Annotated in this window: 22 protein-coding genes, 2 tRNA genes and 1 other RNA gene; 10 read left to right on the top strand and 15 right to left on the bottom strand. The window is 48.2% G+C overall.

The features are described from left to right. Positions 1-39: 39 nt before the first annotated feature. The 11 genes from LGS26_RS06615 to LGS26_RS06565 all read right to left on the bottom strand — a co-directional run bounded on the left by LGS26_RS06615 (position 40) and on the right by LGS26_RS06565 (position 9,764). Positions 40-1,677: a TolC family protein gene (locus tag LGS26_RS06615; protein WP_237888105.1), complete on the bottom strand. Its 1,638-nt coding sequence runs from the start codon at positions 1,675-1,677 to the stop codon at positions 40-42. Then, a complete protein-coding gene (locus LGS26_RS06610) occupies positions 1,674-2,264 on the bottom strand; it encodes a TetR/AcrR family transcriptional regulator (protein WP_237888104.1) in 591 nt (196 codons plus the stop codon). Before LGS26_RS06610 ends, LGS26_RS06615 begins: the two co-directional genes overlap by 4 nt. Positions 2,265-2,595: 331 nt before the next feature. Then, the gene (panB, locus tag LGS26_RS06605; protein ID WP_237888103.1) at positions 2,596-3,441 is read right to left on the bottom strand and encodes a 3-methyl-2-oxobutanoate hydroxymethyltransferase; all 846 of its coding nucleotides are present in this window, start codon (positions 3,439-3,441) and stop codon (positions 2,596-2,598) included. A 43-nt stretch (positions 3,442-3,484) separates the two neighbouring features. Next, positions 3,485-3,847: RNase P RNA component class A (rnpB, locus tag LGS26_RS06600), an RNA gene on the bottom strand. A gap of 116 nt (positions 3,848-3,963) precedes the next feature. Next, a complete protein-coding gene (locus LGS26_RS06595) occupies positions 3,964-4,686 on the bottom strand; it encodes a zinc ribbon domain-containing protein (protein WP_237888102.1) in 723 nt (240 codons plus the stop codon). Between the two features lie 54 nt (positions 4,687-4,740). Then, a complete protein-coding gene (locus tag LGS26_RS06590; protein WP_237888101.1) occupies positions 4,741-5,562 on the bottom strand; it encodes a Nif3-like dinuclear metal center hexameric protein in 822 nt (273 codons plus the stop codon). 19 nt (positions 5,563-5,581) lie between these two features. Beyond that, positions 5,582-5,655, bottom strand: a tRNA-Ile gene (locus LGS26_RS06585). A gap of 59 nt (positions 5,656-5,714) precedes the next feature. Then, on the bottom strand, positions 5,715-6,947 hold the full coding sequence (gene coaBC / locus LGS26_RS06580) for a bifunctional phosphopantothenoylcysteine decarboxylase/phosphopantothenate--cysteine ligase CoaBC (RefSeq protein WP_237888100.1): 1,233 nt from the start codon (positions 6,945-6,947) through the stop codon (positions 5,715-5,717). A gap of 53 nt (positions 6,948-7,000) precedes the next feature. Beyond that, a complete protein-coding gene (locus LGS26_RS06575; protein ID WP_237888099.1) occupies positions 7,001-7,522 on the bottom strand; it encodes a nitroreductase family protein in 522 nt (173 codons plus the stop codon). A 14-nt stretch (positions 7,523-7,536) separates the two neighbouring features. Continuing rightward, a complete protein-coding gene (locus tag LGS26_RS06570; RefSeq protein WP_237888098.1) occupies positions 7,537-7,989 on the bottom strand; it encodes a tetratricopeptide repeat protein in 453 nt (150 codons plus the stop codon). A gap of 203 nt (positions 7,990-8,192) precedes the next feature. Further along, entirely contained in the window at positions 8,193-9,764 is a 1,572-nt protein-coding gene (locus LGS26_RS06565; RefSeq protein WP_237888097.1) for a S8 family serine peptidase, read from the bottom strand. Positions 9,765-9,917: 153 nt separating this feature from the next. Between LGS26_RS06565 and LGS26_RS06560 the strand changes: the two genes are divergently transcribed. Further along, positions 9,918-10,814 (top strand): radical SAM protein, encoded by an 897-nt coding sequence (locus LGS26_RS06560; RefSeq protein ID WP_237888096.1) that lies wholly within the window; start codon positions 9,918-9,920, stop codon positions 10,812-10,814. Between the two features lie 216 nt (positions 10,815-11,030). On the opposite strand, the gene LGS26_RS06555 is transcribed toward LGS26_RS06560, so the two are convergent. The 3 genes from LGS26_RS06555 to LGS26_RS06545 all read right to left on the bottom strand — a co-directional run bounded on the left by LGS26_RS06555 (position 11,031) and on the right by LGS26_RS06545 (position 13,024). Beyond that, positions 11,031-11,106: transfer RNA gene (locus LGS26_RS06555), tRNA-Ala, on the bottom strand. Between the two features lie 52 nt (positions 11,107-11,158). Beyond that, entirely contained in the window at positions 11,159-11,770 is a 612-nt protein-coding gene (locus tag LGS26_RS06550) for a YcbK family protein (protein ID WP_237888095.1), read from the bottom strand. A gap of 42 nt (positions 11,771-11,812) precedes the next feature. After that, positions 11,813-13,024: a L,D-transpeptidase family protein gene (locus LGS26_RS06545; RefSeq protein ID WP_237888094.1), complete on the bottom strand. Its 1,212-nt coding sequence runs from the start codon at positions 13,022-13,024 to the stop codon at positions 11,813-11,815. A 244-nt stretch (positions 13,025-13,268) separates the two neighbouring features. Between LGS26_RS06545 and LGS26_RS06540 the strand changes: the two genes are divergently transcribed. From LGS26_RS06540 to LGS26_RS06500, 9 genes are read left to right on the top strand one after another with little or no spacing between them, the layout of a single operon-like run. Next, complete coding sequence (locus LGS26_RS06540; protein WP_237888093.1) at positions 13,269-14,708, top strand: TolC family protein; 1,440 nt, start codon at positions 13,269-13,271, stop codon at positions 14,706-14,708. Next, positions 14,692-15,900, top strand: coding sequence for an efflux RND transporter periplasmic adaptor subunit (locus tag LGS26_RS06535; RefSeq protein WP_237888092.1), 1,209 nt, complete (start codon positions 14,692-14,694; stop codon positions 15,898-15,900). The genes LGS26_RS06540 and LGS26_RS06535 overlap by 17 nt, the downstream gene beginning before the upstream one ends. After that, entirely contained in the window at positions 15,893-19,129 is a 3,237-nt protein-coding gene (locus LGS26_RS06530; RefSeq protein ID WP_330873273.1) for an efflux RND transporter permease subunit, read from the top strand. Before LGS26_RS06535 ends, LGS26_RS06530 begins: the two co-directional genes overlap by 8 nt. 11 nt (positions 19,130-19,140) lie before the next feature. Then, positions 19,141-20,049, top strand: a complete 909-nt coding sequence (locus LGS26_RS06525) for a vitamin K epoxide reductase family protein (RefSeq protein ID WP_237888091.1) — start codon at positions 19,141-19,143, stop codon at positions 20,047-20,049. Between the two features lie 8 nt (positions 20,050-20,057). Further along, positions 20,058-20,915 carry a pantoate--beta-alanine ligase gene (panC, locus tag LGS26_RS06520; protein WP_237888090.1) on the top strand — a complete coding sequence of 286 codons (858 nt, stop codon included), beginning with the start codon at positions 20,058-20,060 and terminating at the stop codon, positions 20,913-20,915. Positions 20,916-20,920: 5 nt separating this feature from the next. Beyond that, positions 20,921-21,301 carry an aspartate 1-decarboxylase gene (panD, locus tag LGS26_RS06515; protein ID WP_237888089.1) on the top strand — a complete coding sequence of 127 codons (381 nt, stop codon included), beginning with the start codon at positions 20,921-20,923 and terminating at the stop codon, positions 21,299-21,301. Then, positions 21,302-22,654: a 30S ribosomal protein S12 methylthiotransferase RimO gene (rimO, locus tag LGS26_RS06510; protein WP_237888088.1), complete on the top strand. Its 1,353-nt coding sequence runs from the start codon at positions 21,302-21,304 to the stop codon at positions 22,652-22,654. Then, positions 22,651-22,872: a DNA gyrase inhibitor YacG gene (locus LGS26_RS06505; protein ID WP_237888087.1), complete on the top strand. Its 222-nt coding sequence runs from the start codon at positions 22,651-22,653 to the stop codon at positions 22,870-22,872. Before rimO ends, LGS26_RS06505 begins: the two co-directional genes overlap by 4 nt. Continuing rightward, positions 22,869-23,519 (top strand): MBL fold metallo-hydrolase, encoded by a 651-nt coding sequence (locus tag LGS26_RS06500; protein WP_237888086.1) that lies wholly within the window; start codon positions 22,869-22,871, stop codon positions 23,517-23,519. The genes LGS26_RS06505 and LGS26_RS06500 overlap by 4 nt, the downstream gene beginning before the upstream one ends. A gap of 37 nt (positions 23,520-23,556) precedes the next feature. Here LGS26_RS06500 and LGS26_RS06495 read toward each other — a convergent pair whose 3' ends face one another. Continuing rightward, on the bottom strand, positions 23,557-24,453 hold the full coding sequence (locus LGS26_RS06495; protein ID WP_237888085.1) for a DUF2156 domain-containing protein: 897 nt from the start codon (positions 24,451-24,453) through the stop codon (positions 23,557-23,559). Between the last annotated feature and the right edge of the window lie 119 nt (positions 24,454-24,572).

Raw genomic sequence — 24,572 nt, 5'->3', positions numbered from 1 at the left:
CTAATCATCTGGCCATTGCAGTGCAGAGATGACAAATTTTTATTTAGAATCCACCAAAGGGAATCTTAATTGTTGCTTCTCATCCTGGTTTGTATCTCCAGGGATTTCTGCAACTATTCCATATCGTTCCAGATTTGTCCCTGTTGCGCTGTAGAGGGAGGCAAGACCTTTGTTGAAATCAGCAATTGCAGTGATCTTTTTGATCTTTGCAGCTATGACGTCATTTTGATACTTAAGTATATGAAATGTATCGGAAAGACCCTCTTTTAGGCGCTCCATCTCCTGAGAAAGTGTAATCTGTGCCAGATTTTCAAAATGCTCTGCCACTTTTATACGTTCAAGCGCCCTTTTTGATGCAATAAAGGCATTTTTTACCTCTGTTTCAGATGTATCTTCAAGGCGCTTCAGGCGATATATCGCCTGCATCTTTTCCAGGTCCGCCTGTCTATACCTGGCCTCCGGGCCCCTATTGCCGATCGGATATGAAAGACGTATACCTACATACCACTGCCTGTCCTGTGTCATGTCTTTTACAGAATCCCAGTAATCACCAACAAGCGGACTGGCATAGTCGTTCCCAACAAAATGAACGGGTCTGTCCCCGCCTGAAAGGCCGTTTATGCCAAGGGTTGCCTCCAAATCCAGCCTTGGCAACCTCTGATTCCTGTAATATTTAAGTTTGATATCACTGCTCTCAACAGCCAGCCTCTGGGCCTCAAGGTCAGGACGACGTCTCAGTGCTAGGGTCAGGGAATCATCAAGCCGCGGCAGATCCTTGTCCTGCACTGAAAGCGCCTGCACCTTAATCGTCTTTTTACATATCGGGTCATCTGAATATGAATGACAGCCAAGAAGATCCAGCAGGTTATTGACAGCTGTTTCCGTCTGAGCCCTCGCCTGAATCACCTCCTCATCTCTTGAAGCAACTGCCGTCTCCGCCTCCTCGATCTCTGTAATCGGCACAAGCCCGGCCTTGAACTTCTCTTTGTTTGCGTCGAGAAGCTCTTGCGCCAAGCGCCTTGACTCCAACTTGCAGGCAAGTATCTCCTCAGCCAAGGCCAGGTTGTAATAGGCATTCTCTATCTGCCCGCTTATACGTACTGCCTTGTCCAAATAGATATCAGCCGCCTGCAGGAGCTGTTTTTCACTTATCCTGATATGTGCCGAATTGACACCAACCCCGAAATCCTTCAAAAGTGGCTGGGTCAGATCAAGGACAACTACGTTGTAATACTGTGGCCTGAGGGCGTCTATAGATGAATTATTCATGGATTTTAACGAAGAGACGGAAAGGCTTGATTCAAGACCTGTCAAAAAACGCTTTTGAAGTCCTACCGTAGCCTTTACATCGCGATAGATACTAAAGTCTTCAGGCGTCATTATGGTTGAAGCCGGCGCCTTCTGGTCTTTGGAGCTTATTGATGCGCTAAAGAGTGGGTCAAATGCCGATTTATTTATAACGACACCCTTTTTGCCTATCGGTATGTTCATCTCTTCCGCCTTGATATCCAGATTATGTTGGATGCCGTATTTAATGGCATCTCTTAAGCTCAAAATCTGAACTGGATCCCTATCAATTGCGGCACCGATGACTGGCGAACACAGAAACCATAAACATATTACCACAACTGCAATACCCAACGAACCAATATAATAAGTGATTCTCATAGGTCTCATAGGCTATCCCTTGTGCCGGCATTACAAATACCGTATTTTAAAAGATCCATGACCAACGGCTGGGCATCTACAGTCTCAAACGGCAAAAAGAGTCTCTGGCGCCCGATGCCATTTAATATGCCGAGCAAGACAAAGGCCATATCTTTAGTCGGCATCGGGCGTATTAAACCATCTTTCTGGCCGCGATCAAGACAATCTTTAAAGAACTCGTTTAATTTCTGAAAACTTTTAGAAATTTCGGCACGAAAGGCAGAATCTGTATCCATCAAGTGATATGGACAATCCCTCGCTATGATCTTGAACTCACGAGAATGTCCATCTAAGAACCTGAAATGAAAGGCAATTGTACGACTTAAGGCATCAAACCCTGTTGCTGCCCCTTTGGCCGATGCATTCATCCCGGTTATGTAGGCGTCAAGCACATTTTTAAATATCTGGACGATAATGCCTTTCTTGTTGATGAAGTGATGAAAAATAGTACCTTCAGCCACACCTGCCGCCTTTGCTATCTCGGAAGTGGTGGCGGCGTAGCCCTTTTGGGCAAAAAGGGTTATTGCGGCTGCAATGATCGCCTCCTTGCGCGTCAAAGTATCCCCTTTTTTTATATCGCTATCCATAATTTAATAATATTGAGTAACTACTCAAAAGACAAGGACTTTTAAAATCTTCAACGTATGGGGTCAAAAATCCCTTTAACTCAAATAAAAATATTGCGCTTGGTCCGCTCTGATCAGATGTTTTTTGAGAGTTTGACACAAAGAGGTAAGGGTGGATAGGCTTGCATGGAGACTAGAATTTAATGACATTGTCCAGATGCGGCCCAGACGAAATATCCAAGGACAAAAAGACACCCAACGACCTTCAAATGAGGAGTATGCACTATTCTCGAGATGACAAGATCTTCAAAAGACTGCCATCTTAAAAACTGTTTTCCTCAAGAGGAAAACGTCCCTCTCTGACCTCCTCAACATAATTTTTTAATGCCTGCCTGATCTGCGGGGCAAGGTTCGCATACTGTTTTACAAAACGTGGGATGAAACGATCAAAAAGCCCCAGAATATCATTTATTACAAGCACCTGCCCGCTGCATAACGGACCTGCACCTATGCCTATCGTAGGGATCGAGAGCTTCTCCGTAATAAGACCTGCAAGTCCTGTCGGGATGCACTCAAGCACTATCGCAAAGGCACCGGCCTCTTCTACGGCCAACGCGTCTTCAATGAGCCTCTTGGCTGATTCGACGTCTTTTCCCTGGACCTTGTAACCGCCAAGTGCAGTAACGGTCTGTGGGGTCAGACCTATATGCCCCATAACCGGGATGCCGGCCTTTACCACACGCCTTATAACACCGGCCATATCAAGACCACCTTCAATCTTTACACCATGACATCCAGCTTCTTTTAAAAACCTACCGGCATTCTTTATAGCCTCCTCTTCAGAGATCTGATAGGAAAGGAAGGGCATGTCTGCAACAAGAAGCGCCCTCTTGACCCCCCTTCTTACCGCCTTGGCATGGTGAAGCATCTCATCCATCGTAACCGGCACAGTGGAATCGTAACCAAGGACCACCATCCCAAGGGAATCACCCACAAGGACTATATCGGCACCGGCTTCATCTACAAATCCGGCAAAGGGGCAATCATAGGCCGTAAGCATGGCGATCTTTTCCCCCGAAGCGGCCTTTTTTTTGAGATCAGGTATAGTCAATGGCCTAAGGATGTTATTGCCCGACACTTCAGCAGCTTTAAGGGAGGATGATGTCATTTGGCGCTCCTTTGACAGGCTTGAAGACAAACTTGAAAAAACATCGATGGAGATGTTCATAAGCCGGGTTCTGTAACCCCATTAAGTACGGGGCGACGATCATTCATCTGGGACGCCGGTCGCCCGACGCCTCAAGCAACCTACCCGGAGGCATCGGACGGGCCACCCTCGAACGCCTCCCTATTTGGTCTTGCTCCGGGTGGGGCTTGCCATGCCTGAAGCGTCGCCGCTTCAGCGGTGAGCTCTTACCTCGCCTTTTCACCCTTACCACGCCAAACGGCATGGCGGTATATTTTCTGTGGCGCTTTCCCTGGGGTCACCCCCGGTTCGTGTTACGAACCACCCTGCCCTTTGGAGCCCGGACTTTCCTCTGACGTATCACGCCAGCGATCGCCGTTCATCTCCATCGAATCAATATTATAATTCGATAAGCAGTTTATTCAAGCCCGATCCCAGCATAAGTCCAAAAGTTATATATAAGGCCCCTTTTTTGAAAAAGGTAAAGTATTGTCAGAATGGATCCTAGTCGCCATTTTTATCATTAGTTTTTGCATATATCAAACGCTGGCAAGTGGGGCAATAATGGATCTTTTCATCCCTTAGAAGCTCGTTGAAGAGCTGAGGGGGTAGGTTCATATGACAACCGTTGCATACGGCGCCTGTAACAGACACAATGACAACGCCGCCTCTTTTATCTCTTAAAAAATTATATCTGGAAAGGAGGTCCTGCCTGGCATCTTTTGCTATAGCGTCTCTTTGCTCCATCATGGTGTATAATTGTCCATTGATTTCGTTCTCAACCTGGTTTAGGTGGAGATTTTCCACCTCCACCTCTTTTTGCATGGCATTGATTTCTGCCTCCTTTTCCTTTATGCTGATATTGATCTTCTCAAGCTCTTCCATGGTGGCTACTATCTCGTCTTCCCTTGTCTTGTTAGCCTTCTTGATCTCTTCGATCTCCTTGAGAAGCGCCTGATATTCACGGTTGGTCTTGATAGAGCTCAATTTTTGCTGAGACTTATTAAGACGTCCCGTCTCAATCTCCAATTCATCTTCTATGTCGATCTTCCGCTTCTTTATCTCGGAAAGCTCCGCTGTAAGCTGTGCCAGCTCAGCCTCCCTTGCAGCCAGATTGCATCTCAAGGCCTCAAGCCTTTTCGGTGCCTCAGCCTTTTTGGCTTCCAAGTCCTTTATTTTCAGATCAATTTCTTGAAGTTTTAAAAGTGGTTCAAGTTCGGCTCTCAATGCATGCTCCTTTTAAGTCTTAATTTATATTAAATTTAGAGATATACTCGATACCTACGGCTGATAATAAACAAAAGGCGACCTCTCGCCCTCAAAAACAAATAATTCGATATCCCATTTCATTTGGTCGGCTTTTCGCTTCAAAAAACGCACTATTTCAAATACAATAGGGTGTTCGGTGTAAAAATGTCCGGCATCTATTATTGCAATGCCTCGCTCCTCTGCATCTCTCGCAATATGGTGCTTGATCTCGGCGCTTATGAATAGCTCGGCCCCTGAATCAATAACAAATGGCCAAAGATCTGAACCTGAACCGCAACATATGGCCGTTTTTTCTATAACCCGCCTTGGATCGCCGACTATAAAGCAACCTGGCGCCGATGTAAATCTTAAAACATCGGAGGCAACCTCAGACAATGACCTTGCCTTTTCTAGTCTCCCTATCCTTCCAAGGCCCGTAACATTGTCGTCATATACATGACGGCATGCAATCGGCCTCGCCCCAACCAATCCCAAAAAATCGGCTACAAGATCGCTTACCCCGCCTATCGCCGCATCCAAATTTGTATGGGCGGTACACAAAACTATGCCTGAACGCAAATACCCCGCCAAAAGGCGGGGTATTTGCTGTGAAAGGTCTAAGGATCGAAGCGGGCCAAAGATCAAGGGGTGATGCGTTATGACCATTTGGGCCCCCCTGCATCTCGCCTCTTCAAGAAGGGCGAAGGTCGGATCCAGGGCCACAACAATGCGTTTGACCCTTGCCTCAGGATCGCCGCTCTGTATTCCGATGTTATCCCAGGATTCAGAAAGCTCTGAAGGCGCCCAATCTAAAAGGGCTTGCCATATTTCACGGGCAGAAGGTGATAAGTCCACTCTATATTTATTTTTTGATTGGGCCCACCAGGATTCGAACCTGGGACCAACCGGTTATGAGCCGGTGGCTCTACCAAACTGAGCTATAGGCCCATTTGATAAAATAGCAATAAATCTCGAATCGAGATAATCTAACTTGAGATCGTATTTTGTCAAGACGGTGCATCAGATAAAGCAGGTAACGCTATGCCCTCTATCTTATCCCATATCTTTTCCGCTACAGCCTCCTTGTCAAGAAGGGGGATATCCTCGACCTTCAGATCCCTTGAAACAATCAAGACCTTGTTTGTCGCGGCGTCAAAACCCGAATCTTTTCTCGATACGTCATTTGCAACAAGGAGGTCAGGCTGTTTGCGAAGCATCTTCTGGACAGCTTCTTTCTCAAGGTCATGCGTCTCGGCGCAAAAACCTACAACAATCTGATTATGCCTCTTGTTTTTTATCAATTCCATGAGGATATCCGTTGTCTTTTTCAGGTTGATATTTATGTTTTCAGCAACCTTTTTGAGCTTCCGATCGGCCTTTTCAATAGGCGTATAGTCGGCCACGGCGGCAGCCATGACTACAATATCGACGTTACCCGAAAAATTTACGACTGCAACCGACATCTCCTGCGCGGTCTCTACAGGATAAGACTCGATCCCGTACGGTGCAGATATGCAAACAGGCCCGTGTATCAAGACAACCCGTGCCCCGCGTCTGTATGCCACCCTTGCCATATCAAAACCCATGCGGCCTGAAGACCTGTTTGAAATATAGCGTACAGGATCTATCGGCTCCCTTGTAGGGCCTGCCGTGACAAGGACGGTCCGCCCCTTGAGGCTTTGCGGCGTCAACGCCTTCATGACAACCTCTTTTACAACAGACCAACCCGGAAGCCTCCCCCTTCCCTCCTCACCACATGCCGTCTTACCGACTTCAGGTTCGACAACGATATGTCCAGCTGCGCGAAGAGACTCCAGGTTGCGTTTAGTTATTGGATTTTCATACATTGCAGGGTTCATGGACGGGAAGAAGAGCACAGGTCCTTTGAAGGAAAGGATAAGGGTTGAAAGGAGGTCATCAGCCAGCCCTGACGAGGCCTTTGCAAGGATGTCTGCAGTCGCTGGCAGCACCATAAAGACATCCGCCTCTCGCGCAAGACTGATATGCCTGATTGGACCGGACCGTTCGAGGTCAAACAAGTCCGAATGGACCATTTCGCCGGTAAGGGCGGAGATGGTAAGTGGGGTTATAAACCTAGCGGCATTCGCCGTCATGACCGGCAGGATCCTCGCCCCGAGCTCCATCAGACGCCTTGCATAATCCCCTGCCTTGTATGCCGCAATCCCGCCAGTTATGCCCAGGAGGATATTTTTGCCCTCAAGGGGTCTGTATGAAGGCACGTATGATATTTCAAGTCGATCGGTCAATGCAATAATTTTTGAATCATGCTGGATCAGCGGTCGAATACTATTACCTGGTCTATCCCCATTCTTTCGGAACTCTGGTTGCGTCTCAAAGGGTACCCGACGGCCACAACGGCCATAAGCTCGAGGTTGCCAGGAAGCTCGAGAAGCGCCCTTGCCTTGTTGGCGTTTTTAAGGATTTCGCCGAGCCATACGGCGCCGAGTCCCAGACTGTGGGCGGCGAGCAACATATTTTGAAGACAGGCACCTATTGCCTGGTAATCTTTTACATCGCTATACATAGCGGCCTTGTCAACAAAAACAGCGATGAGCACCTTTGCAGATGCTATAACCTTTGCATAACGCGTAAGCCCTTCGAATTTTGACTTAAGGCTGCGATCCGTTACAATGGCGAATCTCCATGGCTGATTATTAAGCCCAGAGGGCGCCCATGTGCCAGCCCTTATTATTTCCAATATCGCCTCACGATCGACCGGCTCATCTGTAAATTGTCTGATGCTCCGCCTCGAATAAATGGCATCCAGCACAGGGTTCGACATCGCCCTATCCATCAGACAGAATATTGTTAAAGCAATCTGTATGGATAAGCCCGTTTCGTCCATTCGCTTCCAGGAAAACGGACGTTCAACATCTCGTAAGCCTCCTTCAACGGCCTCGGATTATGAGTACCCTTAAAACGGGCAACCCCTGCCATATAAACAGCCTCAGGCACTGAAGGTGAATTGGGATGTTCGGTTATCACCTTTTCAAAACTTGCTATTGCCTTGTCAAATCTGTCCGTCTCTAGATATGTCTTGCCTATCCCGAGGAGCATCGATGGAATGAATTCATCCGGTCCGACAAATCCGACTATCCTGTGGTGTTCTTTCCCGGCGGCATCAAGGGTTATTAAGGTGGGAGTCCATTTGATATTAAAGTCCATAGACAAAGGTACTGTATCAAAAAGAATCCTCAACGGAATCATATTTTCCATTAAAAATCCACTGACCTTTGCATCAGGATACGTAACCGCATCCATCTGTTGACAGCCAATTCAGCCTGGATTAAAAAAATCCAACAGAATCGGCCTATCGTGCATCTTTGCAAGCTTCAGCGCCTCTTCCATCGTGGTTTCCCACTTCAACGTCGTAGACATGCCGGTCGGACCTCCTTATTTTTTAAACAAGTATATGGATCAGGTGCTCCAATGTCAAGGCGAGACAAGGGTTTGAGGGCAGGCCCTCAACGCCCCAGCAGCCCTCCGAGCTGCATAAGCCCGGCCCCTGAACAATAATCCCAACCGGCAGGGGCTATGTCATAGGCCGTTGCCTTGAGCATGGACTTGATCTGATCGGGCCCCCATTCAGGATGGGCCTGCTTCAGGAGCGCAACAGCACCCGCGGCATAAGGGGCTGCGGCGGATGTCCCGCAAAAATTTCCGCCGAACCAGGTGGTGACACAATCCGGTGCGACTATATCCGGCTTGGCCCCACCAGAAAGTGTGGGTCCGCATGAGCTGAATTCCTCTGTTTGATACGGATTGTTATAAGGGACTGCGCCCACGGTCAAGACGGCCGGGTCGTCTGCAGGATAATCGATCGAATAGGTGCGGGTGTAAACACCACCAAACGATGGATCAAACGATGGCTGCAGGTCATCCAGTGAATCCAGGATCAGACCTACCCAATCCTGGCTTGAGCTTCCCCAACCGCCTTTTATCGCTGCGGCATATATATCATATCTGTTCCCCTGGAACTGACACAGTTTTAATCCTGTGCCGACAGAAACGGAATGCGCCACTATATCCCAATTTTGTCCATTCCATCTGTAGATATTCAGGTCATAGTTGGCGCTGGGATTAAACCATATAAGCCGCACAAGGGCCTGGCCGCTGGATGGGCTTGAATCACTATGTTTAGATAAGATAAACGGGTTTACTTCCCAGCCGCTTGTAAAGTTTACATAGTTGTATTGATCAAGATTTGCCTGCCCCAGCCATACCTGTTGGGCCTCGTTGCCAGCAGCATTAACCCATGTAATACCATCGTTATGCGCCTGCTCAACGATAGAATGTAATTGATCCACGGTCTGTTGATCTATCTGTCCGGAAAGCAGCCACCACCAATCAATTCCCATGGAAAAGCTTATCACCTCCACGCCCTGGGATTTCAGCCAGCTATAGGCGTTATACAGGTCTGTGTCTACGTTTCCTATGTTGGCCAGGTACAGCATGGCGCCAGGTGCGACATCATGGACCAAGGCCGCGCATTCGGCGCCATGAGTGTCGGAGTTCTCATCCCCGCCAAATACCTTTAATGGATAATACCGGGTAAGACCGGCGCTTTCCCAGCCTTTGAAGCCCGCATCAATAATCCCCACCTTGACCCCTTGTCCCAGAAGGCCGCTGTTTTGCCAGCGATCGGCCCCTATCACGCCCACCCCCTCTGACATGCTGCTTACATGGGGCCTTGTGGGCAGTTTTATGACCTTTATCTCAGGCCATTTTGCGATCTCTGAGATCTTGTCAACAGGTACTGTTGCCTTGATATTATTGAATGCATAGTTACTGACGCTGCCCCCGAGCCCTTCTATCCGATCTTTCATTTCCCTTACAAGGTCTTCGGGCATCTGGGCCAAAGGGTCCCTGTCCAGTACCAGTATGACCTCAATGGACTCTGATGCGGTCCTGTTGTTCAGCTCATTCTGCAGGAAGGGGTCGATCTTCGGGCTGACACCGTCATTTGCAAGGGCAGTCCCTGTGCAGAAAAAGATCAGGAGAAGAGATAAAAATAAACGAATTTGATAATAATTCACGACGGAATACCTCTTTGCTCTCCGGTATATTTATAAAGGATTATATTTACCTCATCCAAATGAGGTTGTATATTTGGTTTTATAACCTTTACGCCTTGCGCGTCAATATTTGAATAAATTTTGAATCCTGTCGGCAGGACTTTTGAGAAAGATATGAGGCTCTCTTCTGACGATTTATCGGAAAGGGTCAAGGAGCTGAAGTCCTTACTTGAATCCTGCACCCTCTGTCCCAGACAGTGCAGAGTAAACCGCCTGAAGGGTGAAACAGGGTTTTGCAAGACAGGCAACAAGGCCGTCGTTGCCGGCTATGGGCCGCATTTCGGTGAAGAGCGTTGCCTTGTTGGAAAAGGTGGTTCTGGTACCATATTTTTTTCCTGGTGCAATCTCCGATGTATTTACTGCCAAAACTACGAGATCAGCTGGTTGGGCCAGGGAGATCCTGTTAATCCAGACGATATCGCCTTGATCATCATGACCCTCAAAGCCTCTGGATGCGAAAACATAAACCTCGTCACCCCAACCCACGTACTGCCCTTTTGGGTCGAGGCATTGCAGATGATTTCAAAGGAAACTGACCTTGATCTGCCGATTATCTATAATACGAGCGGCTATGAAAATGTAAATGTACTGAGGCTTTTAGACGGTATAGTGGATATTTATATGCCTGACTTCAAGTATTGGAATAGATTAGCCGCAAATCGATTCAGCCAGTGCAAGGACTATCCGAAGATAACCAAGGAGGCCATCAAAGAGATGCATAGGCAGGTGGGTGACCTGGTGTTTGATAAAAATGGCACTGCAAAAAAGGGGCTTTTAGTACGGCACCTCGTCCTTCCAGGCGGTCTTTCCGACACAATGGAGATTGTAGAGTTTATCGCGCAAGAAATTTCTTCAAATACATACATGAACATCATGGACCAGTACAGGCCATGCGGCCCAGGCCACCTGCCTCCGCCCATGAACAGACGCATAACAGACCATGAGTACAACCAGGCCCTCAGGGCCGCCGGATCCGCCGGTCTCCAGCGCCTGGAGGGCCGCCTCATCTGAATCCGCACCAGATCGAGGTATGTCTCAAAATTATCTATTTTAACATACCACTCTCCGACATCTCAGGAGGGTATTGGCAGGTTTGCTGGCATCAGCCGATCTCTGTATGACTCGCAGCGATGACCGCATTTATGAAACGCGCCGTTCAAATCGACCGTCCTGCCGCTCAGTTCCATTTGGTCGAGATATGATTTTTTGATAAGAATCGATAAAATATGGTGGAGATGAGGGGATTCGAACCCCTGACTTCCACGTTGCGAACGTGGCGCTCTCCCAACTGAGCTACATCCCCATCCGGACAGGTCTTAAAATCAGGTTAAAAATTTAACAGAAAAAAAATCAAATTACCAGTACCTGACATTTCCGACATCTACATGGACAAAATTGGATTCGGGATAGTAACCCACCCCTCCACGCCTTAATGCTACGGCGACCTTGTGTAAAGTCTCGAGTGCGATCGAGGGGAGTCTTATATCAATGGCCTTTCCGAACATATGCATACTCTTGCACGCTACGCCGCTACTATGTTCTCTAAGATAGCGATTTGTAGCAGGGGAACGGTAGCCCGAGATGACCAGAAACGGGTCTTTTGTGCCGAGCCTGCACTTTATGTCATAAAGCAGATCCAAAAGCTTTACATCAATAGGACGCACATCCCCGGCGCGGAAATCGCGCAATATATAATTGATGTCCGAAAGGACCTTTGGGATATATCTGCCCTTTGAAAAATATGTCTTATGCAGGCTTTCTTCTGTATGGAGGTTATAAAAAGACAAGGTCTTTTCAGTCCCCTTGAAAGGGCCGATCCTTGCCATAACCCTTGTGGGAGACAAAAGCGCCATGGCTACAAATGCGCCCACCTTTAAAAACCTCCTTCTGCTGAGCTGCATCGCAAGGTCCGCATTTTTCATCCTTCTTGGAGACGATCTCCATACATCTCTTATCCCCTGCTCCATGACACCTCCTTAAGCAATTTATTGGTGAGATCCAAACCATTTTCATTTTCTAGAAACACTGTCAGACATTGCATCACGCCCATAGATATCTCGTCTGAAATTTAGAACTCCATCGTCAGCAACCCATGCCGTAAAATACTCTATATGAACAGGGATCGGCTTCTTGAGCCTTATAGTTATTGTTTTGCCGGCCTTTATGAGGTCAAGCAGCTTTTCGCGCGTCCAGGCAGTATGATCACTTAATAAATATAAGGCAAGTTCCAGCGGCCGCTCAAGACGGATACAGCCTGAACTGAAATCCCTCCTCGTCCTTTTAAAAAGACCCTGTGCAGGCGTATCGTGCAGATATATATCGTATCGATTGGATATATTAAATTTCAACCTGCCGAGGGCGTTGTCGGCGCCAGGATCCTGCCTCAGCTTATAACTAAAATTCCTCTCGGAGACCTTTTTCCAATCTATCTTATCGGCAAAAACATCTACTATACTATCATCAGACGTATTTATGACTTTTATATGCTTCTTGTCAAGATAATCTGGATGCTTTTGGATCTTGGGCAGGATATCCTTTACGGCTATGGAATAAGGCACACGCCAATACGGATTTACGACAATAGACGTGATTTCAGAGCTGAAAACCGGCGTCTGCCGATCGCTCCTCCCCACTATTATCTTCATCCTCATGACGGTCTTGCCGCCTTCGATCAATCTCAATTCAAAATCTGGTATATTGATAACGATATAACGGTCTTCAATTAAACCAAGAAATAAACGAAATCTCTCAAGATTCACCCTTATCTGCCGTATCCTATCTTCCACTGCGACATTCAATTCATCCAGCGTGTTACGGCCCACCACCCCATCAGGTTCAAGACCATGTCTCATCTGGAACCTTACAACGGCCTCACGAAGACCCTTGTCGAACAATTCACTGTCGCCGGCTTCTTTATAATGTCGCCCATCTTGGACAAGATCTCCCGATATGGCAAGTCTTGCCCTCAAAATTGATATACGCTTGTCCCTGTCTCCAGGCCTAAGAGCAGGCCCGGACGGGATAAAAGGCCAGCCTCCTGCAGCGGCAATGTCCCTGTAGTGGTAGAATTCATGAAGAAGTTTCTGATATGGCACGTTTTCAAGGATAGTGAATCCCTTATTGCTGTCTGGGCCCCAATATAATCCGAAGGAAACGGCATAAACAGGCGCACCAAGCATAATAAGTATGCCGACGAAAAAAGGTGTAATAATATTGATCATATTCACAACCAGCCGGATGAACAGCTTATAGCAAATAGCGTTTATAGCAAACAGCGACAAAATTAAAAGACCACCTATTATGCCCCTGAATTATATAGAGGCCGGTGGTTTTTGAGGTCAAGATTTCCAAAAAAATTTTTATCGCTGTTTTTATTTTAAGTTTCTTGACTCAAGCACACTAACAAAATAGAATTCAGGATCTGAAAAAACAGTGATCAACGATAATAAATTTGAGGTGATCCAGATGTCTTTTTCAAAGGAAGACATTCTCCTTTTAAGACCTTTGCGCAACCATTCATCATTCATGACCAGCAAGGGTTTTCTTTTAAGACTGTGTCTTTATTGCTTTGCTGCGGCAATTGTACTCTCACAGCCTCGTCTCTCTGCCGCACAGGAACAGGCTGCGGAAAAGCTTACCCTTTCAAAGGCGGTCGAGTTGGCCATGTCCAACAACCCACTTCTAAAAGGCGCTAGTGCCTCCCTGGAGGCGTCGCAGGCGAATAGATCGGCAAGTCTGAGCGCCTTCTTTCCAACCTTAAATTTCTATGAAGACCTTGAAAGGACCAACAATCCGCCGATGGTCTTTACCTATAAACTTGCGCAGGAACGCTTTACATCCCGGGATTTTGATATAGACAGGCTTAACAATCCTACGCCGATAACTAATTGGCAAGGCCGCTTCGTATTGACACAGCCGATATTCAACCAAGGTAGGGAGATCATCGGATATCGCTTGTCCAAGGTCCAGGAACAGATAGCAGCCCTAGAAAAGACCAAGATAAGGCAAGAGGTCTCTTTTCAGGTGGAAAAGGCCTATTATCAGGCCATCCTTGCCGAGAAGACCCTGGATGTCATGACAGCATCGGTCGAGACCGCCAAGGCCATGGAAGGACTTGCGGCAAAAAGAGAAAAGGCCGGCCTTGCCCTGAAATCAGATCTACTGTCCGCAAGGGTGCATCTCGTCTCTGCCGAACGCGAGAGACTAAGGGCGGAGGGAGATGTCAAGATTGCGATGGCCGCGTTGGATAAGGCCATGGGGATATCGCAAGACCGCGAATGGGAACTTGAACCTCCTCAGACAAATACAGACCTGGCATCCAGGGGTTTGGAGGCCTGGCTTGAGATCGCCCGCAGGAAACGGCCTGAATCGCTCCTTTCAAAAAAAATGGTCCAGGCGGCAGGCCTCAAGACCAAAGAGGCTGAGTTTCAGTTTTTGCCGTCATTAAATCTCCAAGGATCATATGAAACAAATAGCAGGGATCTCCTTGGAACAGATGGAGATTCGTGGAGTATAATGGCTGTGATGTCCTTCAATATATTTAATGGTCTGGGAGACAGGGCAAGGCTTGCAGCCGCCAGTGCCGAGGAACGGCGCACCAGATATAAAGATCAAGACATAAACGCCCAGATCGGCCTTGAGGTAAGGCAGGCGTATTTCAATCTTATAACCGCCAAAAAACAGCTTGATGTAACGGAAAAAGCAGTCGCACAGGCTGAAGAAACCTTAAGAATACTTAAAAAACGCTATGAAAACGGATTGGCCTTGATGGTGGAGGTGTTGAGCGCCGAGACAGCCCTTAAACAGACCAGACTTCAAGCTGCTCAGGCGCGATATGATTACATGACAGCCATGTCGGATCTCAAGCTTAAGACAGGGGTATTGGGTAATGACGACGAGAGTTAGACCTATAGGTAATTATGTGGGCAGATTTTTTCTTTTTGGCGCGGCATCTATCTTTTTATTGCTTTCTCTGACCGGTTGCGCCGATCAAGATCAAAAATCGAGAAGAAAACCTGTCTCTGCGGTCAGCGCTCAGACCTATGAGGTCACAGAGGCCTCCATGCCTGATATGGAGGTCTTTTCAGGCAGAACGAAGGCCAAAATACAGGCCGTATTGGCATCAAATACCTCAGGATTTGTCCGCGAGGTCAGGGTGCGCGAGGGCGATGTGGTCAAGAAGGGTGATCTGCTCTTGACTATAGATGATACAAGGGCAAGGTCGGAGATAGAATCCGCAATGGCTGAAAAGGCGGCGATGGTCAGTCAAAAGGCAGCGGTCATGGCGGATCTCGCATATGCAAAGGCCAATTTTGAGCGCCTTGAACGACTCAAAAAAGAGGATGCCGCAACCCAGGAGGAATTTGACCGGGCCCTCGCCCGATTCAAGGCCCTGGAGAACCAAGCCTCCGCCCTTGATGCAAACATAAGACGCATTGAAGCCAACTTGAATGAAGCAAGAAACCAGCTCTCATACGTCTCCCTCGTCTCGCCTGTAAACGGCCTGATAGTGGAAAAGACGGTCGATCCAGGAAGCTATGTAAATCCGGGCACACCCCTTTTAAAAATTGACGCCGTAGACAGCGGATACTGGTTTGATGCCGACATAGACGAGGCCCTTCTTGCAAGGACCAAGCCCGGCGACAATGTATATCTGTCCATCCCATCAGCGCACATCAGCGAAGCCGCAAAAATAACCCGAGTCGTGCCTTATGTAAATCCACTAACCCATACGTTTAATATAAAGATAGACCTCAAAAAACAGCCAGACCATGACCTGATAAAAAGCGGCCTCTATGGAAAAGTCATTCTGTTGAAAGGCCACATAAAATGTCTTGTAGTCCCTGAAAAGGCCCTGGTCACAAGGGGTGGAATGACGGCCGTATATACTGTAGGCAGAGACCGAATAGTCCACTGGAGGGTAGTAAAGACCGGTAGAAAGTGGATATATGAAGATGGCACGTGGATGCCGTATCCTGGGTCCGGCCAAGGTCGGCATGGGGATGTCTTTGTCGAGATACTGAGCGGGGTAAACCCGAAGGATACGGTGGTGGTTTCAAACCTAGACATGGTACAGGAGGGTGTACGCCTTGAATAGTCTTAAACCCCACGTCATGGAGGCGCATAATACCTTCCTGGCAAGGCTTACAGAGACATTCATCGATTCTAAGATTACCCCGCTTGCCATCATTGCAAGCCTCCTTCTCGGGGCGTTTGCAATTTTTTTCACGCCGAGCGAAGAAGAACCCCAAATTGTAGTACCCATGATAGACGTGATGGTCTCTATGCCAGGTTCGACCCCAAAAGAGATCGAAAATAGGGTCATAGGCCCTATGGAAAAACTCATCTGGGAAATCCCTGGCGTCGAGTATGTCTATTCCACCGCTATGCCCGACCAGGCCATGACTGTGGTCAGGTTCAAGGTCGGGGAGGATATGGAAAAGAGCCTGGTCAGGGTCTATGACAAGCTCTATGCCCACCTTGACTGGATCCCGCCAGGCTGTAGCAAGCCCATCCTGAAACCTCATTCTATAGACGACGTCCCGATACTTGCCATCACCCTGTGGGGAGATGGCTATGACGGCTCCACCTTAAGGCGCATAGCGACTCAGCTTAATGACGAGATACGCGCGGTCAATGGGGTAAGCGAGACGAAGATCATAGGGGGTCTCAAAAGACAGGCCAGGGTGATCCTTAAGCCCAATGCCCTTGCCGGCCTTTCAATTGATGCGGCAGACGTAGTAGCCGCCCTTTCGTCCCAGAATCAGGCCTCCTGGATATCCGACATCTCTAACAACAACCAGAGCTTTTCCCTCAGGCTCAATAATTTCTTTACTGATATAAACGACCTTGAAAAGACGGTCATCAAGGTCGTGGACGGTAAACCGATTTATCTCGGCCAAGTGGCCCAGATAATAGATGGCCCTGAAGAACCCACATCCTATGTAATGATAGGCGCCGGCCTTGGGGCTGAAAAAAAGGGTGTAAAGATCGCCCCTGGTGCATTAAAAGAGGCGGTGACAATAGCCATATCCAAACGTAAAGGTGAGAACGCCACATCCATCGCTAACACCGTACTCAATAAGGTAGAGGGGCTAAAGGGTTTCATCCTCCCTTCAGACGTCCACGTGGTAGTGACACGGGATTACGGCGAAACCGCCAAGGAAAAGTCCAACGAGCTCCTTGAACATCTGGCGCTTGCCACTATATCTGTAGCCATCCTTATGGCCCTACTCCTTGGCGTTCAGGCAAGCCTCGTGGTACTCGTGGCCATCCCCGTGACCCTGGCCCTGACCCTTTTTGTCTATTACATCTATGGCTATACATTAAACAGAGTTACGCTCTTCGCCCTTATATTCTGCATCGGTATCCTAGTTGACGACCCTATAGTAGGCGTCGAGAATATCATCCGACATCTCCGTCTCCCCTTCAACAAAGGAAGGCCTATAAAGGATGTTATAGTCAATGCGGTCGTAGAGGTTGGAAGCCCCCTGATACTTGCCACCTTTACGGTAATAGTGGCCATCCTGCCCCTTGCCTTTGTAAGGGGATTAATGGGGCCTTACATGAGACCCATGCCGATCGGCGCCTCGGTCGCCATGTTTCTCTCAATGATCATCTCGTTTGCGATCACGCCTTGGACTGCTTACCACATCCTCAAGGTCAAAGGAGAGCACAAAGAAGAAACAGAGGGACGGATCACCCACATCTATCGCTGGGCCATGGGGCACCTTATCAAAAACGTCAAATGGCGCTGGGGCTTCCTCTCGGTGATGGCCGTTGCGTTTGTCCTATCGTGCGCCCTTATATATCTCAAGGTGGTAAAGGTAAAGATGCTCCCGTTCGATAACAAGAACGAATTTCAGGTCATAATCGACATGCCCAACGGCACCCCATTAGAACAGACTACGGCTGTCGCCGAGGAACTTGGGTCTTATATTGCAACCCAAAGCTATGTCACAGACTATGAGATATATTCAGGGACCGCCGCACCCTTTAATTTCAACGGCCTTGTAAGGCATTACTATCTAAGAAAGTATGCAAACGAGGCCGATATACAGGTAAACCTCCTTCCAAAACAAATGAGGAAGGAGGAGAGCCATTTGATAGTCAAAAAAATGAGGCCAAGACTAACCGAGATCGCACAAAGGTACGGGGCGCGCATAAAAGTGGTTGAGATTCCTCCTGGCCCGCCTGTACTCCAGACCCTGGTGGCCGAAATCTATGGCCCGAATTACGAGGGGCAGATAGAGATCGCAAAAAAGGTCAAAGAGATATTCAAAAAAACGGATGGCGTGGTGGATGTGGATTGGTACATGACCGATCCACAGAAGGAATTGGTGCTTACTGTACAAAAAGACAAGGCAATGGCCGCCGGAATATCGCCCGAAAGGGTCGCCGAGGTCCTCAAGGCCTCGGTCAAGGGTGTCCAAGTCGGGCTTCTTCATGACGGCAACAGCAAAGAAGACATACCACTGATCGTGAGGCTTCCGCTTTCCGACAGATCTTCGCTGCAAGGCATCAAGGATATCAGGCTGAGGGCTGCAAACGGTGAAATGGTCGGACTTGGGGAGCTGGTCACCATAAAAGATTCTATAATAAACCACCCAATCTACCACAAAAACCTCAAACCAGTAGTTTATGTGACGGGCGATGTCTCAGGCTCGGAAGAGAGTCCTATTTATGCCATACTTAAGATGAACAAGGCCCTTTCCAAGCTCAAGACCCCCGATGGCGAAAGGTTTGAAATTTACTATACCAAACAGCCGTTTTCCACACAGCACTGGTCCATGAAGTGGGACGGCGAGTGGCATATAACATATGAGGTATTCAGGGATATGGGCGCGGCGTTCGCAGTGGTGATCGTGCTCATCTTCATCCTTGTGGTGGGTTGGTTCCATTCCTATTCCGTGCCCCTGGTCATTCTTTCTCCGATACCGCTCTCCCTCATAGGCATCCTTCCGGCACACGCCCTCATGGGGGCCTTTTTCACCGCCACATCCATGATAGGTTTTATCGCAGGCGCAGGTATTGTCGTGCGGAACTCCATTATTCTAGTTGACTTTATAGAATTAAGGCTCAAGGAGGGGATGCCCCTCGCCGAGGCGGTCATAGATGCAGGCGCCGTGAGATTCAGACCGATGCTCCTGACATCTTCAGCGGTTGTAGTAGGTTCCTTTGTCATACTCTTTGATCCAATCTTCCAAGGGCTTGCCATATCGCTCATGTCAGGCGAGATAGCGGCCACGATCTTTTCTCGTATGGTAGTCCCAGTGCTTTACTACCTTGACCACAGGATGAAGCAGGAAGGAAGACTGGTCCTTTAGCCTTAAAAGTGATGGACAAAAAAAGTATAACATTCCCATTCGGTCTGAACGTCTTGGCGTTTCTTGGGAGTCTTGTGGTGCTCGCCCAGATAGGCGCAATCCTGATAAGAGGTGAAGCCGTATGTCTGAACGAGGGCTGTAAGATCGCAGAAAATTTCGTATCTATAAATCAGATATATGTAAATCTGGTAGGACTTGGCTATTTCCAGACCATCTTCTGGACAGGACTTTTGAGCCGAAGAAAGGCCTGGGCGATGGCTGTGCTGCCTGGATTCTTGCTGGCAGGGCTTGGGGTCGAAGGGGTCTTGATCGGCTTACAAACCTTTGTTGTCCATTCATTCTGCTCCTATTGCCTCCTAATATTTTTATTTATAGTCCTTATGAATGTCTGCGTCGATCTAAGACATCTCTTTGTCGGCGGGTTGATTTTTGTCACTGAATTTTTTATATTCTCTGCTCTCAAGCTTGATGAAGATGCATTCCAAAAAAGATTCGACCTTGATAGCGGTACTTATGCAGTAAGACAATGTAACGACCCCAGAAAACGCCTCTATCTTATCTTTTCAGAGGATTGTCCGCACTGCAAAGCAGTCCTTGATGTCTTAAAAACCTGTTCGGCATGTGAGGTGCATTTCAATCCAGTTACAAGACCCAGGGCCGAAATATTGCCTGGCCTTGAACCCTTGCCTAGGTATGAACCTAAGGCCAACAAGGTTATTTTAAGAATCCTTGGCATATACACCGTCCCTGTTCTGATAGTGGAAAACAGGGATGGGTTGAGCTTTATAAAAGGTCAAGATAGCATCATAAGGTATGTAAAAGACCAATGTGCATCTACCAACAGTGCAAATCTTGGACTTGCACCAACCAATCCTTTTGATCAACAAGGTGTGTGCTCCTTTGAAGAACCTTGCAAGTAAAAAAGTAAATGAGGCTTATACAAGACCTAAATGAAATGACCCAAGCCGCCACAGAGGCGAGATCAAACGGCCTGAAACTCTGTCTCGTCCCTACGATGGGCTATTTCCATGAAGGACACCTATCTCTTATGAGATTTGCAAGAAAGATCGCAGACAGGGTGGTGGTGAGCCTCTTTGTCAACCCTACACAGTTTGGACCTGGCGAGGACCTCGCGAGGTATCCGAGGGATTTCGAGCGCGACGCCTCCCTTGCTGACGCAGAGGGTGTGGATATACTCTTTTGTCCGGATCCAGCCGATATGTATCCTGAGGGCTTTAAGACCTGGGTAGATGTTGAGGGACTGAGCGGAATCATGTGCGGCGTATCAAGGCCCAGTCACTTCAGGGGGGTAGCTACTGTTGTCTGTAAGCTTTTCAACATCGTCCGTCCTGACAGGGCCGTATTCGGCGAAAAGGATTTTCAGCAGCTCGTCATCATAAGGCGGATGGTGAAAGACCTGAATATGCCCGTAGAGATCGTAGGACACCCCATTGTCAGGGAAAAAGATGGGCTGGCCATGAGCTCAAGGAATGTCTATCTTAATATTGAAGAGCGCGGGGCTGCGGTTTGTCTCTTTGAGGCCTTGAAACTGGCTGAGGACCTGGTGAAAAAAGGGGGATGCCTTACGGAAAGAATCGGTGATGAGGTAAAAAGACACATTCTTTCAAGGTGCAACACAAAGATAGACTATATCTTTTTTGGTGATCCGGAGACCCTGGAGCCGGTTGAGATGGTCAAGGAGAGGCCTGTACTTCTCGCCTTGGCCGTGTGGATTGGTGGCACAAGGCTTATTGATAATATTATCTTGAATGGACCGATCAGATAGAATTTATGCAGAGGATATTTCTGAAATCCAAGATACATCGGGCTGTTGTGACCGAGGCGGACTTAACTTACGAAGGTAGTCTCTCTCTTGACAGGGATTTAATGATTGCAGCAGATCTCATGCCCTTTGAGCAGGTAAAGGTCTATAATGTGTCAAACGGCGAGCGCTTTGACACCTATATCATAGAAGCCCCTGCAGGCTCCGGCACCGTGTGCCTTAACGGTGCAGCGGCAAGAAAAGGGGCTGTAGGTGATGTCATAATAATCGCCTGCTACGCCCTGTTTTCAGAAAAAGACATCGAAAACGGGAAGACCATAGCAGTCTCTGTCGATGCAAAAAATCGCATTTTAAGCCGTGCAGAGGTGAAGTGGCAGGATTCCAAATAAATGAAGATATATGCAGTAAGCCTCGGCTGCCCAAAAAACAGTGTTGATACCGAATGTGTCTTGAAAGAGATAACAACCACCTGTCCCGATCCGGAATTTATAAACGATCCACAGAAGGCCGACCTTCTGTTTGTCAATACCTGCGGCTTTATCGAGGCCGCAGTAATGGAGTCCATAGATGCCATCTTGGATCTTGGGAGCCGAAAACGTCCTGACCAAATCCTGATGGTAATGGGTTGCATGGTGGCCAGATACGGAAAGGCGCTTGAGGACGAGCTGCCTGAAGTAGATGTATTTTTGGGGACACATGAAGAAGACGGATTTAAAAAGGAACTCAAGGCGGCGCTTGCAGGGTTCGTCGGCCAGGGCAAGACAAGGCGGCTTTTTAGTATTGGAGCCCTTGCAACAAATAATGCTCAAACGGTGCAGGGCGCTGAACCCCTTACCACCCCACCCTGGCGGGCGTATGTCAAGATATCCGAAGGCTGCTCGAACCGCTGTACCTATTGCCTGATCCCGAGACTCCGTGGCGGGCAGAGATCAGTCCCAGCGGAAAGCATAATCTCTGAGATAAGATCGTTGGCCGGCAGAGGCGTAAAAGAGATTACGCTTGTAGGTCAGGACCTTACCGCCTACAGAGACGGTGTGGTGGGGCTTGCTGAACTTCTTGAGGAGATAGTGTTTAAGATCGATCTCCCCAGTAGTCTATGGATACGTCTTCTCTATCTGCATCCGACAAGACTGACGCCGAGGCTCCTTGACGTCATAGCCTCATGTCCTTCGATATGCCGATATCTCGATATCCCGATTCAACACGCAAGCGACAAGGTTTTGAGGACCATGGGCAGGGGCTATGGGCAGGGGCTTCTGGAAGACCTCTTTAAAGAGATAAGGACGAAAATCCCCGATGCCTCATTAAGGACCACTGTGATGACAGGGTTCCCGGGCGAAAGCGAGGAGGACTTTGAAATCCTCATGGATTTTATAAAACGTTGGCAATTTGATCAGCTTGGCGCCTTTGTATATTCTGACGAGGAAGAAAGTGCCTCTTACAGGCTGACAGACAAGGTTTCCCCCAAAGTGGCAAGAGAACGCAGAAAAAAGATCATGTCCGCCCAGGCCCGGATATCAAAGGCAAAAAACGCCGCAAGGGTGGGCGATATCGAAGAGGTGCTGGTTGAAGGCATATCAAGCGAGACCGATCTCCTGCTTGTGGGTAGGACTAGATTTCAGGCCCCAGATGTTGATGGTATAGTCTATATAAACGATGGCCGGGCTTCACCAGGAGATATGGTCAAGATACAGATCACCGACTCCCATGTCTATGACCTGGTTGGGCGGATATTATTATGAACGAAACTGAAGATACATACAATTGTCCCATTTGCGGACGACCCGTCCGGTATGAAGACAACCCCTTCAGGCCGTTTTGCAGCAGGCGCTGCAAGATGATCGATCTCGGGGCATGGCTGAAGGGAGATTATTACATACCTGGTGCAGATGGAGAAGGCGATACAGACCAATATGAAGACCGGGATACAGACGACTCGGTAAAGCGGAGGCCGTTATGATGATACTCAAATCCCATACAGTCGGGCCTTTACAGGTCAAGGCATACATAATCGGTTGCAGCGAGACTAAAGACGCCGTGATTATAGACCCTGCGGGAAGTGAAGACATGCTTGTAAAGGAGATAAGGGACATGGGGCTTAATCTCAGATATATCATAAACACCCATGGCCACCCTGATCACACCGTTGGGAACGCCAGGGTCAAGGCCTTGACAGGGGCCAAGGTCCTCATGCACCAGGAGGACGACACGCTCTTTAGGGGTAAAGAGGCCATCGCGCTCTTTAAATCGTGGGGCTTTGAACCCGCGCCGCCTGCCGATGCCTACATAAAAGGCGGAGACGAGTTGAAGATCGGACGGCTGAGCTTTAAGGTCCTCCATACGCCAGGCCATTCACCCGGCTCTGTCTGCCTCTATGGACACGGTTACATCATCACGGGTGATACCTTGTTTGTCGGGGCCGCTGGCCGCACTGACCTCATAGGCGGTTCATTTGACACCCTTGTCAGGTCACTGAAAGAGAATATCGCAGTCCTTCCCGATGAGACCATAGTCCTTCCTGGCCATGACTATGGAGATACCCCTACGTCCACCATCGGGAGAGAGAAACGGGAAAACCCGTATCTGAAGGAATGCTGCGCGGACTGAGGCAGCGTCAGCCATGAAATAAGATATCGCTTAATCTCTATCTTGCGAATATTTTGTATTTTTTTATCATCCTGACGGGGTTATATGATCTCTTGGCCCTTCGCAGACCAGGAATGCCAAGGTCCTGCTCCCTGTTTACAAATTTTAGGTCCCATGCCTCATGCCTTAAAAACTCCCAGTTGATGGCCTGATAAAGCCCCTGAATACCCGCCTTTGCCTTTTCGATATGTATTACCAATGTGTCAGGGTTCAGTCTCTCACCCATGGTCAGGGCGCATATCCTGCCTTCCATCTCGATTGCGCCGCCTTTTACACCAAGCTCATCAAAATATCTGAGCATCCGATAGGTCGCGCACTCCTCCTTTATAAGTCCATCGTCCTTTTCACACTCCCTGTCGTTACACCATTCATGGGCAAACTCCATACATTGAATGATCAGGCTACTGGTTATAGGTATGTAATTGTATCGAAATCTCTTGATAAAATTGTTGAGGTGATTCCGCTTGTCGTGAAATTTATTGCCCTTAAGCGCAATCAGTTCCTGTATATCATAGACATAGTCGAAATTATCCCTGTCCTCCCGGATATCGAGGCCGGCCCTGTCGGAAAGGGCATGTTCAATAAAATCCTCCCCTACCCGTTCAATGACCGGCCTCTTGACCCTGATCTTTAAAAAATCAAGACACGCAAGTACTGCCTCTCTTGCCTGTCTGTGGACAAGGGGTTGCAGAAATGATTGTTCTTTATCAGTATTACGAAGGATCAGAAAGCCATCGCCGAATCCGGATATCTGAAAGCCATAGGAAGGCGCCCAGGCGAAGAGATTGGTAAAGGTGAATTCCGAACATAACGGCGGATGCAGCCTCAGATATGCATCAATTGCCTCCTTGTCTTCAAGAGCGACAGGTTTAAAATTAGGGAATGGTGGGATCATATCCTGCGGTTCCTTTTGTTTAATAAAACTTTGAAAATCATGTTTCTCATCCCTCTATTTCCTCTATTTCCCCTCATTGATGGGGATCAAATTGAAGCCTTCCCTTTTATCAGGGGGAC

The organism is Dissulfurimicrobium hydrothermale (assembly GCF_022026155.1).
GTDB classification, from domain to species: domain Bacteria; phylum Desulfobacterota; class Dissulfuribacteria; order Dissulfuribacterales; family Sh68; genus Dissulfurimicrobium; species Dissulfurimicrobium hydrothermale.
The sequence above is the reverse complement of the archived record's forward strand: the minus strand, read 5'-3'. Positions and strand labels throughout refer to the sequence as shown.

Excerpts from the sequence above, each read along its gene's own strand:
- LGS26_RS06615 (WP_237888105.1), bottom strand. The coding sequence starts at position 1,677 with ATGAGACCTATGAGAATCACTTATTATATTGGTTCGTTGGGTATTGCA.
- panB (WP_237888103.1), bottom strand. The coding sequence starts at position 3,441 with ATGACATCATCCTCCCTTAAAGCTGCTGAAGTGTCGGGCAATAACATC.
- LGS26_RS06575 (WP_237888099.1), bottom strand. The coding sequence starts at position 7,522 with ATGGATAGGGCGATGTCGAACCCTGTGCTGGATGCCATTTATTCGAGG.
- LGS26_RS06570 (WP_237888098.1), bottom strand. The coding sequence starts at position 7,989 with ATGGATGCGGTTACGTATCCTGATGCAAAGGTCAGTGGATTTTTAATG.
- LGS26_RS06560 (WP_237888096.1), top strand. The coding sequence starts at position 9,918 with ATGAGGCTCTCTTCTGACGATTTATCGGAAAGGGTCAAGGAGCTGAAG.
- LGS26_RS06550 (WP_237888095.1), bottom strand. The coding sequence starts at position 11,770 with ATGGAGCAGGGGATAAGAGATGTATGGAGATCGTCTCCAAGAAGGATG.
- LGS26_RS06545 (WP_237888094.1), bottom strand. The coding sequence starts at position 13,024 with ATGATCAATATTATTACACCTTTTTTCGTCGGCATACTTATTATGCTT.
- LGS26_RS06540 (WP_237888093.1), top strand. The coding sequence starts at position 13,269 with ATGTCTTTTTCAAAGGAAGACATTCTCCTTTTAAGACCTTTGCGCAAC.
- LGS26_RS06535 (WP_237888092.1), top strand. The coding sequence starts at position 14,692 with ATGACGACGAGAGTTAGACCTATAGGTAATTATGTGGGCAGATTTTTT.
- LGS26_RS06525 (WP_237888091.1), top strand. The coding sequence starts at position 19,141 with ATGGACAAAAAAAGTATAACATTCCCATTCGGTCTGAACGTCTTGGCG.
- panC (WP_237888090.1), top strand. The coding sequence starts at position 20,058 with ATGAGGCTTATACAAGACCTAAATGAAATGACCCAAGCCGCCACAGAG.
- panD (WP_237888089.1), top strand. The coding sequence starts at position 20,921 with ATGCAGAGGATATTTCTGAAATCCAAGATACATCGGGCTGTTGTGACC.
- rimO (WP_237888088.1), top strand. The coding sequence starts at position 21,302 with ATGAAGATATATGCAGTAAGCCTCGGCTGCCCAAAAAACAGTGTTGAT.
- LGS26_RS06505 (WP_237888087.1), top strand. The coding sequence starts at position 22,651 with ATGAACGAAACTGAAGATACATACAATTGTCCCATTTGCGGACGACCC.
- LGS26_RS06500 (WP_237888086.1), top strand. The coding sequence starts at position 22,869 with ATGATGATACTCAAATCCCATACAGTCGGGCCTTTACAGGTCAAGGCA.
- LGS26_RS06495 (WP_237888085.1), bottom strand. The coding sequence starts at position 24,453 with ATGATCCCACCATTCCCTAATTTTAAACCTGTCGCTCTTGAAGACAAG.